Origin of the sequence: Vibrio sp. zbq_1 (assembly GCF_043102935.1) — a bacterium.
Lineage (GTDB): Bacteria > Pseudomonadota > Gammaproteobacteria > Enterobacterales > Vibrionaceae > Vibrio > Vibrio parahaemolyticus.
In genome coordinates this window covers 179251-194409 of the sequence record NZ_JBICJH010000024.1, presented here as the reverse complement: position 1 = coordinate 194409, position 15159 = coordinate 179251, and the positions used below count along the sequence as shown (strand labels likewise).

Below are 15159 nucleotides of genomic sequence, written 5' to 3'. Positions count from 1 at the left end.
ATGTGAAAACATCAGCCCTTTTTAGTCTTTCTCAATCTATCAGTTAGACCAAGTAAGAACCTATTTAATATGATCCCAAGAGATGTTCGAAACAATTCGGCACGAGTCGCACTTAAAATAGAAGATGTCATGTAATGGCTCATCAAGCAGCCATTCTCCACCACACTTCGGACACTTACGTGCTTTCTCGCTCTCCAACGACTGACCGCCCACACGATACTGATAATAGTAAGTTGGGATCTTGGTGATGTATTCGATACGACCACGCAAATCCCAACCGCGGCGGAACAACACACTGTCTACGTCGCAAATCTCGTGCAGCGCCGCATGCTCCGCGCGGCACCCGCCCGCCATTTGGATTTCATCGCACGCTTGCCATTCCGTCTGCCATTTGATGACCGCTTTATGATCGCCGTTGAGTGTCGGATCATTACGATACAGTGGAATTGGCAACAAAGTTTCACCACTGCGCAGTGGCGAGCACGTGTGCACATACGTCGTGTAGAGCACTTGCCAATTTGGCGCTTCGTCTTCGGCCGCTTGTTCTGAATTTAAATCACGACCAAGCATACGCATTTTCGGCGCAAGCAAAGACGCATCCGACAAACGATTCATGCACACTTTAACGAAATCTGAATGATAACGCGGATGCAAACTGTCTTGCTCCGGGCAAACCACGCGCACAAAAAATTCGCCGTCACCCATCACTATCGGGAATTCACGACCTAGCACTTGGCCGTTGTAACGTAACGCATCCATCAAACCGTTAATGGCTTTATCTACCGCACTGACGGTGGTGTTATCAAAACACTCAAATTGCAACTCAACAACGTACATGCTTACACCGCAGCCTCAATTTTGGCCAAAAACTCCACAACATTCTCTGCGAGCACTTCGCGCTTATCTGTTCCTAAACGCTCTAAAATCACATTGCCCGTTAAGTTACAAATTGAAATCACGTCCAATTCTGCATCCGTCGCTGCAATAAACACCGTCGGCTTTAGCTTTAGACGACGCTGTGTCACCAAGTGACCCAAAATGTTCTCTTGTAAACGAACAAAATCGTCATCACTCCAAACTTGAAGCAATGTCAGAGGATTCGTCTGCCACGTTGCGTCCATATCTGCGCTGTATTGAGAGCCATAAAACGCTTTAATGTCTTCATGCAGCTTCAACTCAATCGCATTTTCAACGTTAGTAAAATCCGCCATCTCTTCTCGCGGGAATGCTTTCCACAATACCGCGCCGTCACACTTCTCTTCGACACATGGAGAAACAAGATCAGCAAGCTCCTCATTGCGAGGCAATTCATTGTGCTTATTTTGCCAAGCTTGTTGGTAGCGCAGGCTGAAGTCTTGTAGCGCCTGAGTAACGGTTTGGGTCATGAAGGTCTCCTCATTCCTTATTTGTCAGATAGCAGAATTTGCCGGATAGCAATTAATCAGCGGATTCAGTAAAATTCTCGCCATTCTAATCGAAAACGACCACAAAGTATGAGCAAATATTCTGACGCTAAAGAGCTTGCTGGCCTGACGCTGGGCAAAAAGACTGAGTACGCTAACCAGTACGATGCAAGCCTACTGCAACCTGTACCTCGCAGCCTAAACCGTGATGACCTTGAACTAGGCGACACCTTACCTTTCTTGGGACATGACATTTGGACTCTGTACGAACTGTCTTGGCTAAACAGCAAAGGCTTGCCTCAAGTGGCCGTTGGCGAAGTGTACATTCCTGCAACCAGTGCAAACTTAATTGAGTCGAAGTCATTTAAGCTCTACCTAAATAGCTACAACCAAACCCGTTTCGCGAGTTGGGAAGAAGTAGCAGAGCGTTTAACGCAAGACCTATCCGCATGCGCGGGCGAAAAGGTATTGGTCGAAGTGAACCCTGTAGGTCACTACACCAGCCAACCTATCGTGACAATGGAAGGCGAATGCATTGACGACCAAGACATTGAAATCAACAGCTACGATTTTGATGCTGATTTGCTAGCAGGATCTGCTGGCGAAGAGCAAGTAGAAGAAGTGCTGCATAGCCACTTATTGAAATCGAACTGTTTGATCACCAACCAGCCAGACTGGGGCAGCGTTGAAATTCGCTACCAAGGTGCCAAGATCGATCGTGAGAAGTTGCTGCGCTATTTGGTGTCTTTCCGTGAACACAACGAGTTCCATGAGCAATGTGTAGAACGTATTTTCACTGACCTGATGAAATACTGCCAACCAAACAAATTGACTGTGTTTGCGCGTTACACTCGTCGTGGCGGCTTGGATATCAACCCTTACCGTTCGACAGAACAAGATAAGCCAGCTCATAATCATCGCATGGCTCGTCAATAATAGCGTGATAGGCAGAAATAAGTTCGGCAATCAAAAGGATTGCCGGGCGTTTTTATTGCCCAAGCATGTTACTATACCAAACGACTTCAACCGGCTATAAAAAGCAAGTTGAAGTCATTTGGGTTTATCCGCTATCTAAAACAGTTCGAGGGAACGAAAAGAATGTTTTGGGACAGTTCGCGTCTAATTAAATTAATAGGCTTTTTTTGTCTACTCTTGGCACAGCCACTTCACGCGACCATTTTATCTTCGGCTTTGCTTAACGAAGCACAACAACTGGCTGAGATAGAACCAGCTCAAGCAAAGCAAGCAGCCAAAAACTACTTATCGCAACGCGAACTGACCGAACGTAAAGAAAGCGGCAGCCCTTCTGCGATGTCTCGAGAAGAGACCGACCGCAGCATTCGTACCCCAGCCAGCACCATCGAAGCACACAAGATCATTGCGCAAGCCGACTATACGATGGGCAATGTCCGCTCAGCGATCGATAACCTCAATGAAGCAGAAAAGCTCGCGAAAGAATATCAACTGCCTTACATGACTTTGGATGTGCAACTCATGCGCAACCAAATGATTTGGATGTACGACCACAACTATTCAGCAGCCGAAGACGCCCTCAATCAAATTGAAAAACAGCTAGACGAAGCCGACTCTGTACTTCAACGTACAGACAGCGTCCGTTATCGTCTAGTGATGCAACGAGCCCTGCTAGCGGCTCATCGTGGCGATAACGTTGGCGCAGAGCGTTTGTATGCTCAAGCGAAAAGCATGCTTGAGGACAGTCGTTCCGATTTGGCCTTAATTGATTACTACACTTCTGTTGGTGAGTTTTACCTTAACAGTAAGAAATACAACCTTGCGCTTTCAGAACTGCTTTACGGTTATTGGCAGTCCATAGAAAGTGACAGCGGTACTCGCCTTGCCAAAGTAAACCGCTTGCTGGCGAGACTTTTCCAAGAACGTCGTGTGTACGACAAAGCCATTGAATATCTGTCTCAGGCTGCGGATTTCTACGACTCTTACCCAAGCTCCCCTATTTTGGCCGATGTGCTTGAACAAATGGGCGACATCTATTTTTATCAAGGCAAGTTCAATCTTGCTTTGGTGCACTACTTCAACGTACTGGATCACGAAAGCACCAGTCGTAATATCAATCGCACCATTAAGATTAGGTTAAGCTTGGCTGCGACTTACCTGCAACTCTACAACTACGCACTTGCAGAGCAATATCTGGAACGTGCGACAGAGTTACTGGAATACGCGGATATCCCTCAGCTTGAAGCGAAAGCCGCCCTACTTCAGTCTGGTCTCGCTTATCATCAGAACGACAGCAAAAAAGTAATTGAAAACGCGAAGAAAGCCTTAGAGCTTGTCGAAAAAGCGCCGGAAAACAAAAACTTCATCAAGCAGCAATCTTACCGTTTGTTAGGCTTGGGTTACGAACAGGCGGGCGAATATCAACTGTCACTGCAAGCGTACAAAAAATACACCAGCTTAGTGCGTTTGGAGCAAAAACAACTCAACCAAATTAGTGAAGATGCGTTCCGTCAGCAAAAAGAGTTTGCGGAACAGACCATTCACTATGTCGGTCAATCAGAGCGTCTAGAGCAAGTGGAAATGGAACATCGTAAGTTCCAGAAAATTTCCTTTGCCCTATTCATCACCGTTCTGGTTATGTTTTTGTTCATTATGCGCCGTGGCGTGATCATGCAGCGCCAAGCGGGTGAAATCGAAAAACTTCGTAACGACCTCTTTACCCATTCCCGCTCTCGCTTACGTAATCTGCGCATGCTGAACGTGAAGCTGTCTCGCTCACTGAAAAAATCGCGTGACACTTTTGAACAGTGGCAAATGGGTGAACTGATCCATGAACCGCTCAACGACCGACTACGTTTTGTGATGATCGACCTACCGTTCTTACGCAGCATGTACGTTCAAAATGGTTACAAAGCGGGCTTAGAATTAGAACGCGCATTCGGTGAATACCTAGCAGAGCGCATCGAAAAACCGGCACGTTTGTACCACTTCTCGGATGCAAACTTACTCTACATCGAACCTAACGCCGACCGCGACGCCTCTGCCGAAGTCATGTTTGAAAAATTCCAAGCGTGGGTAGACGAATTTGCGACTCAGCATAACGTCAATCGCATCATTCGTATGGGCATCAGCGACTACCCGTTCTTGCCTCGAGCTTACACCGCTATCAATGACGAAGAGCTGCTCGATTTACTGCTACTTGCGACGCACATTGCACGCGAAGTTAGCCTCAAAGATAAACAAAGTCATTGGGTATTTTTGAAAGCCATAGACAACGCGCCAGCAGCAAGCTTTGCAACCGGTAACATAAGAACCGCTTGCCAACATGCCATCAACCAAGGCCTGATCAAGATCCACTCCTCTTACAAGAATGAGGACGACATCAAGAAAATATTAAAAAATGGATAATTAACCATCGGTTAAGCGTAATAACTAATGACGCTATAAAGTTTTTTGTTATTATCAGTTAATTGTCAGTAGTACATGGACTTAACCGTAGTCGTTTCATGGGAATCTTGGAATCCGATATTCAGTCGCAGCTTCATCAGCTGAGTTGTCAACTTGACCAACTCAGGCTGACACATCGTGATACTTCGCTCAAATTTAAGCGAGAACAACAAGTTCTCAAGCGCGTTGTGGCATCTTTGTCGTCTGCTTGCCAAGGCTCAAACACCCAAGTTGCTAACTATCTGTTTGAAATTCAGCAAGAGCTGCAACATCAAAAAGACATCAGCACTCTGATCCCGCGCTTGGCGGTACTTGAAAGAATGCTCAAACAGCAGTCGAAAACGATGGATAAACAGAACGGCTACCTCGATGAACAAATCAAACACAGTGGTGAGACACTCCAACGTGTTACGGGTTTGCCAGCGCAGTTAAAACGCGAACTGCGCAACTTAATGAGCTTCTCGGAAGTACACGCAGGGAAGAAAGTCGATCAAGCTACCCGTCTACTGAGCATCTACGAACGCGCGATTAAAATCATCACTTCGAACTCACGTTTACAACTCAGCGAATTCGAAAACAACCCAGACAAATCTCAACTAGAATGCCTCGCTGTCGATCTGCAACATACGATCACAGAACTTGATTTTGAAGGCGAATGTGGCGAGAGACTGCTTGATATTCGTGCAAAACTGTTGCTTGGCGTGAATGCAGAATCCTTAATCGAGCTGACGTTAAGCACTCTAAAGTTAGTCGTCGAAGCGACTAAGTTTGAGCGCAAAGCATCAAGCCAATTTCTCGATCAGTTAAACTCTGCTCTGGCGAGTAACCTCAAAACCGTCCATCAAAACGTCGATCAACACCATACTTATTTTGAGCATCGCCAAGAGCTGAATGCGGAAATGAATGGTTTGGTTGAACTCAGCCAACAATCTCTCGACCAAGCTCAGGATTTAGCAGAACTCAAACAAGAAGTCGCTCCATTGCTAGCCAAAATGGCCTCGTTAACCGAGCGCCTCAAGATGACGGAAGAGAGAGAACAGGCCCTGCAAGAGCGTTTAAGCTACAGCAAAAATCAGCTTGAAGCGGTGTTTGAAACCACACAAGATTACCGCCGCCGCTTAGACGACCAGACACAGCGAATGTTGCTTGATCCACTCACGAAGGTTTACAACCGAACAGCATTTAACGATCGTCTTGAGCTCGAATACCGTCGTTGGATTCGCTCTCAACAAAATCTACGAGTGGTACTGTTTGATGTCGATAACTTCAAAGCCGTAAACGACAGTTATGGTTATACCGCTGGTGATAAAGCGCTGAAGATCATCGCTCGAGCCATCAATAAGCGCGTGTCTGATACCGAAACCGTCGCTCGCTTTGGCGGTGAAGAGTTTATTCTGCTGATTCCAGAACAAAGTGAAGAATACACATTAGAACTGATGAAAAATATTCAGCGCGATATCTGTCAGCTGCCGTTTAAGTTCCGCGAGCAAAACATCATCATTACTCTGACAGCCGTCTCTACTTCATTTAAGGAATCAGACGCACCAGAATATGTGCTCGATCGCCTTGGGCAAATGCTCACTGACGCTAAAAAACGGGGCACAAACCAGCTAAACTGGAACTAAAAACCGTTCAAAAAACAAGCAAACAAACACTTTCACCCCCTCTCAAACGCTCATAACCTCCCATTTTCAACGAGTTATCACATTTATCCCCTTTCAGTCTGCTAAGCTGTTAAAACCCAAGTCACTTCAAGATGATGTATTCATTCATGACGAATATGGCATCTTGAGGTTGCTTGGAACTCGATAACCATAAAACCAAACCCTCCAGCCATCTGAGTAAAACGACACGTACAACTAAGTAAGATGCGTTGGAACTATCCCTCAAAATAATGCAACACAAGGAGGCGTTATGATTACCCATATAAGCCCCGCAGGTAGCATGGACTTGCTATCCCAACTGGAAGTTGAACGCTTAAAGAAAACCGCTTCGAGTGATCTTTACCAGCTTTATCGTAACTGTACGTTAGCGGTATTGAACTCTGGTAGCCACACAGATAACTCCAAAGAGCTTCTCGATAAACACCAATCGTTTGATGTGAATGTAGTGCGCCGCGAGCGTGGCATTAAGCTAGAGCTGACCGACCCACCAGAGCATGCGTTTGTCGATGGAGAGATCATTAAAGGCATTCAAGAACACTTATTCTCTGTACTGCGTGACATCGTTTACGTGAACATGCACTTGGCTGACAGTCAGCGCCTCAATCTCACTAACCCAACGCATATTACCAACCTTGTGTTTGGTATTTTGCGTAACGCAGGCGCGCTCACTCCCGGTATTGAACCAAATCTCGTCGTCTGTTGGGGCGGCCATTCAATCAATGGCGTTGAATACCAATACACGCGCGAAGTGGGTAACGAGCTTGGCTTACGTGAACTTAATATCTGTACGGGTTGTGGACCAGGTGCGATGGAAGGCCCGATGAAAGGAGCGGCAATCGGTCACGCTAAACAGCGTTACACCGAGCAACGCTACCTTGGCTTGACGGAGCCTTCAATCATTGCCGCTGAGCCGCCAAATCCAATCGTTAACGAGCTGATCATCATGCCGGACATCGAAAAACGTTTAGAAGCGTTTGTTCGTATGGCACATGGTATTGTGATCTTCCCGGGTGGTCCGGGTACTGCCGAAGAGTTGCTGTACATTCTTGGTATCATGATGCATCCAGACAATGCTGATCAGCCGATGCCGATTGTGTTAACCGGACCAAAAGAGAGCGAAGAATACTTCCGTTCTATCGACGCGTTTATTCGCGATACCTTAGGTGAAGAAGGTCAAAAACACTACCAAATCGTCATTGATGATCCTGCCGAAGTTGCACGTATCATGAAGCGCTCGATGGAAGATGTACGCCTTCATCGTAAAGAAAAAGGCGATGCTTACAGCTTCAACTGGTCATTGAAAATCGAACCGGATTTCCAACTGCCATTTGACCCAACGCATACATCAATGGAAGGGTTGAATTTGAACTTGGATCAAGAACCTCAGGTTCTGGCGGCTAACTTACGCAAAGCCTTCTCTGGTATTGTGGCAGGTAATGTCAAAGCCGAGGGCATTCGCGAAATCGAATGCAAAGGTCCATTTTCCATTCATGGCGATCCTGTACTGATGAAGAAGCTCGACAAGCTACTGCAAGACTTCGTTGAACAGCATCGAATGAAATTACCAGGCGGTTCTGATTACGAACCATGCTATCGAATTGCCCATCCATAAATTGGTGGTCGATAGTCTGGCTTGCATTCGTTACACTAGGGGCATTACGCCCCTTTTTTATTGCTAAGTCATTATGTCTATTCATCTTGTTATTATTGATGCCCTCAACTTAATTCGCCGTGTGCACTCTGCACAGCCGGATCCAACTGACATCGCAAGAACCATCACAACGACTCAGCGAACCCTTACGCGTATTCTTTCCGAAGCGAAACCAACACATATCATCGCGGTGTTTGATCACCATGAACAAGATAGAGGTTGGCGCGCTGAAATCCTTCCTGACTACAAGCAAAATCGCAAACCGATGCCAGAGCCGCTGATGCAAGGTTTGGATGCCATCCAACAAGCATGGTGGGAGCAAGGTATTGATTCACTGCTATCAGAAGGCGATGAGGCGGACGATTTAGTTGCGACACTGGCGACCAAAGTGGCAAGCCACGGCGAGAAAGTAACGATCGTTTCAACCGACAAAGGCTACTGCCAGTTACTTTCACCGACGCTGCAAATTCGCGATTACTTTCAACACCGTTGGTTGGATGAACCGTTTATTGAGAAAGAGTTTGGCGTAAAGCCAAGCCAACTCGCTGATTATTGGGGGTTAACTGGCATTAGTTCAAGCCAAGTGCCAGGCGTTCCGGGCATTGGACCGAAAGCCGCCAAAGAGATCCTAACTCAATTTGAAGACATTGAAGCAGCCTACGCCAGCGATGAACTTGCACCGAAATATCGCAAGAAGCTGGATGAACACATTGAGTCTGCACGTCTATGTAAACGAGTAGCGGCGTTGAAATGCGATATCGAGCTCGGCTTTAACCTGCAAGACATTCGCTTTACCGGACCAAATAAAGCCGAGTAAGTACATCTCTTTTACGCTGTAAGTTTTGGGTTAGACAACACGTTTATAAAATCTGTTGTGTAACCCTTTACATTCACGGCAATGATATTTGCCTCATCATTAACCTACAAGATACTGATTAATTTATAAGCTAATTCACAGTCTTAGTGAGTAATTTCATTATTTTTAAATCTCTTAATAACGGAGAAAAATAATGAAAAACATCATCTTAGTATCTTTAGTCACACTCCTATCCTTCCCTACTCTTGCTGAAACTTGCGGTCAACACCTTGATAAAGGCATACCTTCAAGCAACAGCGATCAGTTCCTTTGCCGAGATGGCTATGCGGTTGGGTACAACTACAACACCAAAAACGCAGACTGGGTTGCTTACCACATTACCGCGGAAAGCGTGAACATCACCAACAAACGCAGTAACGCGTTCCAAGAAGACACTGAAATGCCGGATTACGCGCGCTCTACCTTAGCGGACTACAAAGGCTCAGGATACGACAGAGGGCACCTTGCGCCGTCAGCGACAATGGATTTCACCCAAGAGTCAATGAAGCAAAGCTTTTTGATGAGCAACATGTCACCTCAACTGCCGGGGTTTAACCGAGTTGGTTGGCGCGTTCTAGAGGAACATGTTCGTGATCTCGCCAATGAGTACAATGAACTTTATGTGGTGACCGGACCGATTTACCAAGGTAACGAAGGAACAATCGGTAATGGCGTGGTGATCCCGAGCGCGTTTTACAAAGTCATTCTTGATCCAAGCTTTGACGAAGCCATTGCGTTCATTGTCCCGCATCGTGATGTTTCAAGCTCTGAGTTAACCAACTTTATTACCACCATTGACGAAGTTGAACGTCAAACTGGATTAGACTTTTTTGCTCAAACGCCAGATAGCATCGAAGACAACATGGAATCAGTAAAATGGGAAGAGATGTGGCCAACCAACCAGTAATTGAGTGACTATCGCGATTCTTAAACCGCAATAAAAAAGCGCCTGAAGTAGGCGCTTTTTTATAATGTTCAACCACATAGAAACGATAGCTTAGTGCGGAGAGATGTTAGATAGACACTGAATGTGAATCGTAATCTCTTCACGGTCATGATACAGATGCTTCGCTTGCAGCTTGAATTTCACCTTGTTCTCAATCAAGAACATTTTTAGATTTTCAAGATCTTGCAGTACTTCATCGTAACGACCTTTCATTGGCAATTTCAGGTTAAAGATGGCTTCTTTCGCCCAACCTTTAAGCAACCATTGGCCCATAAGATGTGCCACGCGAGCTGGTTTCTCAACCATATCACACACAATCCAAGTCACGTTCTTGCGGTCTGGTTCAAACTTAAAGCCATCCACCATGTGGTGCTTAATTTGACCGGTTTCCATCAAGCTGTCTGCCATCATGCCATTATCAACACAATGAACGAACATAGAACGTTTCACTAATTGGTACGTCCAACCACCTGGACATGCACCTAAGTCAACGCCCCACATGCCTGGCGCTAAACGCTCATCCCACTCATCTCGCGGAATAAATACGTGGAAAGCTTCTTCCAGTTTTAGCGTTGAACGGCTTGGTGCGTCTGCTGGGAATTTCAAGCGAGGGATACCCATAAAGAACTGCGAGTTGTTGCCTGGTAGTGAGTAACCCACAGAACAATGACCCGGTGCGACAAAACAGATGTGTAGCACTGGCTTCTTCGCGTTGTCTTTATTCCACATCAAACCTTTACCACGCAACGCTTGGCGCATTGGTACGGTGAACTTGCGGCAGAACTTCAATAGCTCTTTTGCTTCGTTCGTGTCTGGCGTTTCGATACGTAGATCGCCACAACGTGGGAACGATTCAAACTCTGACAACTCAGCCAGAATTGGGCTGATGCGGTCTTCACTTGGCAGCGCTTCAAACTCAGCCGCTACAGCAAACATCTGACGCGCAAAAATCAATGAGCTAAAGTCTAAGCCTTTAACTAGCTTCTCTGCGTCTCCATCTTGGTAACACTCGAAGACAACATAACCTGAGTTTTTCTTCACACGAGGGAAGCCATACACTTCCAACTGTGTCGCTTTGTCCTGAATTTCACCAGCACACTCTTTCTCAAAGCCAGCACGGCAATAGAGCATTAGTTGTTTCACTTGGAGACCTCTTTGATATTAAACGCAGCAAAAAAGAACAGACACCAGCCGATCATGAACATGAATCCTCCCATTGGGGTGATGGGTCCAAACCATTTAATGCCCGTCAGCGCCAGCGCGTAAAGACTGCCGCTAAAACAAAAGATGCCGATGATAAAGCAAATCGCCGCGATGAAAAAATATTTTTGTGCTTTTTGTCCCAAATTGAGCAGAAGCAAAATGGCACAAAATGCAACCGCTAAGGTGTGGATGAACTGATACAACACGCCCGTCTCAAACACGCCAAGCAAATAAGGCGCAAGCTTGGCTTTTAGGCCGTGCGCTGCGAAAGCACCTAGTGCAACAGAAACTAGTCCCGAAAGTCCCGTAAAAGAGAGTAACCACTTACTTTTCACTGTACACCTCATTGATGAATGCTGACAGTTGCTCTACTGCAAGTGCAATATTGCCCGCTTCGGTATGTCCCGAGCTCTTGCGCGGCTTAAAGCTATGGTCGCCATCAGGTAAGAAGCTCACTTTCACTTGCTGAGAAAAGACAAACTCATCAAACTCTTCACGCTTACCAAAAGTATCTCGCTCACCTTGAAGAATCAGAGTGGGCTTGTCGATGCTTGCAAGATGATCACCTTTGAATTTTTCTGGCTTACCCGGAGGGTGAAATGGAAAGCCTAAACAGGCAATGCCCGCCACCAGCTCGTGCTCTGCGAGTAAACTCGCCATTCTGCCCCCCATCGACTTGCCACCAATGACCACGGGAGAAGAAGCAAAGTGAGCGATCACTTCGCTGTATGCTTCGAGCAACTTTGGGGCGCGATCGGGCGGACGCTTTTTGCCATCTTCCGAACGTTTCACCATGTAAGGGAAATTAAAACGCACCACACGAATGCCTTGCTCAACTAATCCTTTGGCGACAGCAGTCATGAAGTCATGCTCCATCCCCGCCCCAGCGCCGTGAGCAAAAACAAACAGCGGCCCGTTTTCAGGCCCCTCAACTATCCACTGGCTCATCCAATACTTCCTCTTGTTCTTTTCTCGCCGTTGCCAGCATCCAATCTCTAAATGTCGCGATGCGTCCCATGTCTGCCTGCTGCTCATGACACACCACATAGAAGGCATTTTTGGAGATAAGCACCTCATCAAACGGCGCAATCAGTCGTCCCGCTTCCATTTCTGGTTTCGCTAACACGTTGTTGCCCAATGCTACGCCTTGTCCGTGTGCAGCAGCCTGCAGCACCATAGTCGAGTGACTGAAAATCGGACCGTGATTCACGTTAATGCCTTCGATGTTGTAATGACGAGCGAACTGCTTCCAATCTTTACGCGAAGTATCATGTAACAAAGTGTGTAATTTGAGGTCACTTAGAGATTCTAATGGTTTGTTACCTAAAAGTAACGAAGGTGAACAAAGTGGGATCAGAAACTCTTGGTACAGTTTATCCGCTCGCAAACCCGGCCAGTTCCCACGGCCGTAGTAGATCGCTACATCTACATCATCAGTCAGTGAACCTTCATCCATATCCACGGCTTTGATGCGCACATCGATGTCTGGCTCTTGAGCATTAAAGTCCGCCAAACGAGGCACCAACCACTGAATGGCAAAACTCGGTGGCAAGCTGATGGTCAACGCACCTTTTTCACTACGTTCCAATACCTTATCGGTCGCTTCAGCAATCGAGGTAAAGATGTCTTTGATGTCGAGAAAGTAACTTTGCCCTTCTTCTGTTAACAGCAAAGAACGGTTACGGCGACGGAAAAGTTTTAGAGATAGAAACTCTTCTAGGGCTTTAATTTGATGACTCACTGCGGCTTGAGTCACAAATAACTCTTCTGCCGCACGCGTAAAACTGAGATGACGAGCGGCTGCTTCAAATACTCGAAGCGAATTTAAAGGAGGCAATCTGCGAGACATATGGGACCTCAAATAGGATTAGTTTTTTTAATCTGAAACATTATAAAATGTCCGTTGTCGAACAGCCAGATAAATTCTATATTTCACCCCGCAACACGAGCCTGAACGGCTTGATTTCCTTGGAAATCAATTGGCTTCGTTGTTGCGATGTTGTGTTTGCAAACTCGTATTTCGAGTTAGGTAGATTTCTACCATGATGTTTTGTCCACACTCCCTGTGACAAAACAGATACTTCCTGTATTTATTTTTGACCTGTCTGTCAAATTTGTTACACCGCCTTTTTAGGCGGTGTTTTTTTATCTAAAGAAAATCCCACCTTTCAAATCTGGTATCAACATCACTTTTTATCGCATTTCGGATTAATTATCGTTATATCAACACAACCAATATAGCTTTGCGATAAGCCTCAACATTATGCCGAGTTGCGCTTCTTTATTGCGCGATCAAAAACAAAAAAGCGCAAATTACATCAGCAATTTGCGCTTTGGGTCTGCTTCAGATCACCGCCATTGGCGGCCACCGAAAGTGTGTTTATTTACTGAGTGACTATGGACGGTAAACTTTCACGTTGTTAAAGCCTTGCTCTTGCAAGTAAAGTGCTTGCAGACGGCTCATTACGCCACGGTCACAGTACAGTAGGTAAGTTTTCGACTGGTCTAGGTCACCGAATTGCGTACCCAGCTTGTAGAACGGAATGTGTTTCACATCCACACCATCGATTTCTAATGGGTTATCGTCTTCCTCATCAGGGCTACGAATATCCAATACTACCGCGTGTTCTTCTACTGCTTGTACTTGCTCAACTTCTGGTGCCGCTTGCTCAGATTCTTTTGCGATATCACGAATGTCCATTTGACGCGCTTCGTAAACCACTTTTTCTAGAATGCTGAAGTCAAACTTCGCTTCTTCTGCTTCTAGCTTCTCTTTCACCGCTTTTACTGTTGGCTTCTTAGAGATCACGCCACAGTACTCAGGCATAGTTTTCGCGAAGTCTTCTGTACCGATTTCACGAGCTAAGTTGATGATGTCTTCTTTATCCCAGTTGATAAGAGGACGCAGAATCAGCGTATCCGTAACATTATCGATGTGACGGAGGTTCGTTAGCGTTTGGCTAGATACCTGGCCAAGAGCTTCACCCGTTACCAACGCTTCAATCTTAAACTTCTCAGCAATCATGCCAGCAGCGCGCATGAACATACGCTTCAAGATGACGCCCATTTGACCGTCATCTACTTTCTCAAGAATTTCAGCAACCACAGGTTCGAAATCAACAGAGATGAAACGCACTTTCGCTGATGAGCCGTATTTGTTCCATAGGTAGTGAGAAACCTGCTTAACGCCGATTTCATGAGCTGGGCCACCTAGGTTAAAGAAACAGTAGTGAACTTTAGAGCCACGTTTGATGTGTAAGTAGCTTGATACACCAGAGTCGAAACCACCTGAGATCAGGCTTAGTACGTCTTCTTGAGTACCTAGAGGGAAGCCACCTAGACCTTTGTAACGTGCCAACACTTGGTTAAGTTTGTCACCCGATACTTCAACTTTTACCGTCACATCAGGGTTGTGCAATTTAACGCGTGCGCTTTCTACTGCTTGGTTTAGACCACCACCAACGTAACGTTCAAGCTCGATAGACGTGAAGTCATGCTTACCACGGCGTTTTGCACGCACCACAAACGTTTTATTTTCAATAAGCGGACGGCTAAGTTCCAGCACCTGCTCGTAGATGTCGTGCAGGTCTTTAAACTCTGATTGCTTCACTTCTAGAATGTGATGAATGCCTGGCGTGTGAGTCAGGATTTCTAAAACTTCAGCGTGGTATTCGTTGCTCTCAGAGGTCACTTCAATGTGATCACGACGGTTAAATACTGCGACAGATTCCGTGCGGCTCTTGACGATATTACGAATGTTGCACTCTAAAATCTTTGTGAAGCGCTTACGCACAGATTCACTTTTTACAAAAATTTCTGGATGGGGCTTTACAATAAATTTCATAGTCTAATTCGCAGGTTAGTTTCGCAATCAACAATGAGTGAACTCTCATAACTATAGAATCAAATCGAAATCCGCGTGAAAGGCACGCCGTTTTCAACGATGTAATGAGCTCACTTTTAGGGCGCAAGATTATATACCCAAACAACCTTAAGATGCTAGGTGCAGCGAGAAT

At 45.9% G+C, this 15159-nt stretch carries 13 protein-coding genes; 6 read left to right on the top strand and 7 right to left on the bottom strand.

All coding sequences use genetic code 11. From position 1 onward, the window contains the following. Positions 1–60: 60 nt before the first annotated feature. Both ACF8CV_RS12460 and syd read right to left on the bottom strand, forming a co-directional pair. Positions 61–837 (bottom strand): Zn-ribbon-containing protein, encoded by a 777-nt coding sequence (locus ACF8CV_RS12460; RefSeq protein WP_021487304.1) that lies wholly within the window; start codon positions 835–837, stop codon positions 61–63. Positions 838–839: 2 nt separating this feature from the next. Then, positions 840–1385, bottom strand: a complete 546-nt coding sequence (syd, locus tag ACF8CV_RS12455; protein WP_138938469.1) for a SecY-interacting protein — start codon at positions 1383–1385, stop codon at positions 840–842. 108 nt (positions 1386–1493) lie between these two features. On the opposite strand from syd, the gene queF reads away from it, so the two are divergent. From queF to ACF8CV_RS12425, 6 genes are all read left to right on the top strand, one after another. Beyond that, positions 1494–2339 (top strand): NADPH-dependent 7-cyano-7-deazaguanine reductase QueF, encoded by an 846-nt coding sequence (gene queF, locus ACF8CV_RS12450; RefSeq protein WP_138938470.1) that lies wholly within the window; start codon positions 1494–1496, stop codon positions 2337–2339. A gap of 162 nt (positions 2340–2501) precedes the next feature. Then, a complete protein-coding gene (locus ACF8CV_RS12445) occupies positions 2502–4784 on the top strand; it encodes a hypothetical protein (RefSeq protein ID WP_025793334.1) in 2283 nt (760 codons plus the stop codon). Between the two features lie 98 nt (positions 4785–4882). Next, positions 4883–6448 (top strand): diguanylate cyclase, encoded by a 1566-nt coding sequence (locus tag ACF8CV_RS12440; RefSeq protein ID WP_017448796.1) that lies wholly within the window; start codon positions 4883–4885, stop codon positions 6446–6448. 289 nt (positions 6449–6737) lie between these two features. Continuing rightward, complete coding sequence (ppnN, locus tag ACF8CV_RS12435) at positions 6738–8099, top strand: nucleotide 5'-monophosphate nucleosidase PpnN (RefSeq protein ID WP_005496242.1); 1362 nt, start codon at positions 6738–6740, stop codon at positions 8097–8099. A gap of 73 nt (positions 8100–8172) precedes the next feature. Next, entirely contained in the window at positions 8173–8955 is a 783-nt protein-coding gene (gene xni / locus ACF8CV_RS12430) for a flap endonuclease Xni (protein WP_005459149.1), read from the top strand. A 193-nt stretch (positions 8956–9148) separates the two neighbouring features. After that, the gene (locus ACF8CV_RS12425) at positions 9149–9901 is read left to right on the top strand and encodes a DNA/RNA non-specific endonuclease (RefSeq protein WP_020904150.1); all 753 of its coding nucleotides are present in this window, start codon (positions 9149–9151) and stop codon (positions 9899–9901) included. A gap of 90 nt (positions 9902–9991) precedes the next feature. Here ACF8CV_RS12425 and rlmM read toward each other — a convergent pair whose 3' ends face one another. The 5 genes from rlmM to thiI form a co-directional block, all read right to left on the bottom strand. After that, a complete protein-coding gene (gene rlmM, locus ACF8CV_RS12420; RefSeq protein WP_138938471.1) occupies positions 9992–11083 on the bottom strand; it encodes a 23S rRNA (cytidine(2498)-2'-O)-methyltransferase RlmM in 1092 nt (363 codons plus the stop codon). Beyond that, positions 11080–11478, bottom strand: coding sequence for a DUF423 domain-containing protein (locus tag ACF8CV_RS12415; RefSeq protein WP_005496247.1), 399 nt, complete (start codon positions 11476–11478; stop codon positions 11080–11082). Before ACF8CV_RS12415 ends, rlmM begins: the two co-directional genes overlap by 4 nt. After that, positions 11468–12091 (bottom strand): alpha/beta fold hydrolase, encoded by a 624-nt coding sequence (locus tag ACF8CV_RS12410; RefSeq protein WP_011105706.1) that lies wholly within the window; start codon positions 12089–12091, stop codon positions 11468–11470. Before ACF8CV_RS12410 ends, ACF8CV_RS12415 begins: the two co-directional genes overlap by 11 nt. Further along, positions 12072–12992: a transcriptional regulator GcvA gene (locus tag ACF8CV_RS12405; protein WP_011105705.1), complete on the bottom strand. Its 921-nt coding sequence runs from the start codon at positions 12990–12992 to the stop codon at positions 12072–12074. Before ACF8CV_RS12405 ends, ACF8CV_RS12410 begins: the two co-directional genes overlap by 20 nt. A 546-nt stretch (positions 12993–13538) precedes the next feature. Next, complete coding sequence (gene thiI / locus ACF8CV_RS12400; protein ID WP_138938472.1) at positions 13539–14987, bottom strand: tRNA uracil 4-sulfurtransferase ThiI; 1449 nt, start codon at positions 14985–14987, stop codon at positions 13539–13541. Positions 14988–15159 lie beyond the last annotated feature (172 nt).

Excerpts from the sequence above, each read along its gene's own strand:
- syd (WP_138938469.1), bottom strand. The coding sequence starts at position 1,385 with ATGACCCAAACCGTTACTCAGGCGCTACAAGACTTCAGCCTGCGCTAC.
- queF (WP_138938470.1), top strand. The coding sequence starts at position 1,494 with ATGAGCAAATATTCTGACGCTAAAGAGCTTGCTGGCCTGACGCTGGGC.
- ACF8CV_RS12440 (WP_017448796.1), top strand. The coding sequence starts at position 4,883 with ATGGGAATCTTGGAATCCGATATTCAGTCGCAGCTTCATCAGCTGAGT.
- ACF8CV_RS12425 (WP_020904150.1), top strand. The coding sequence starts at position 9,149 with ATGAAAAACATCATCTTAGTATCTTTAGTCACACTCCTATCCTTCCCT.
- ppnN (WP_005496242.1), top strand. The coding sequence starts at position 6,738 with ATGATTACCCATATAAGCCCCGCAGGTAGCATGGACTTGCTATCCCAA.
- ACF8CV_RS12460 (WP_021487304.1), bottom strand. The coding sequence starts at position 837 with ATGTACGTTGTTGAGTTGCAATTTGAGTGTTTTGATAACACCACCGTC.
- ACF8CV_RS12410 (WP_011105706.1), bottom strand. The coding sequence starts at position 12,091 with ATGAGCCAGTGGATAGTTGAGGGGCCTGAAAACGGGCCGCTGTTTGTT.
- ACF8CV_RS12405 (WP_011105705.1), bottom strand. The coding sequence starts at position 12,992 with ATGTCTCGCAGATTGCCTCCTTTAAATTCGCTTCGAGTATTTGAAGCA.
- ACF8CV_RS12445 (WP_025793334.1), top strand. The coding sequence starts at position 2,502 with ATGTTTTGGGACAGTTCGCGTCTAATTAAATTAATAGGCTTTTTTTGT.
- thiI (WP_138938472.1), bottom strand. The coding sequence starts at position 14,987 with ATGAAATTTATTGTAAAGCCCCATCCAGAAATTTTTGTAAAAAGTGAA.
- xni (WP_005459149.1), top strand. The coding sequence starts at position 8,173 with ATGTCTATTCATCTTGTTATTATTGATGCCCTCAACTTAATTCGCCGT.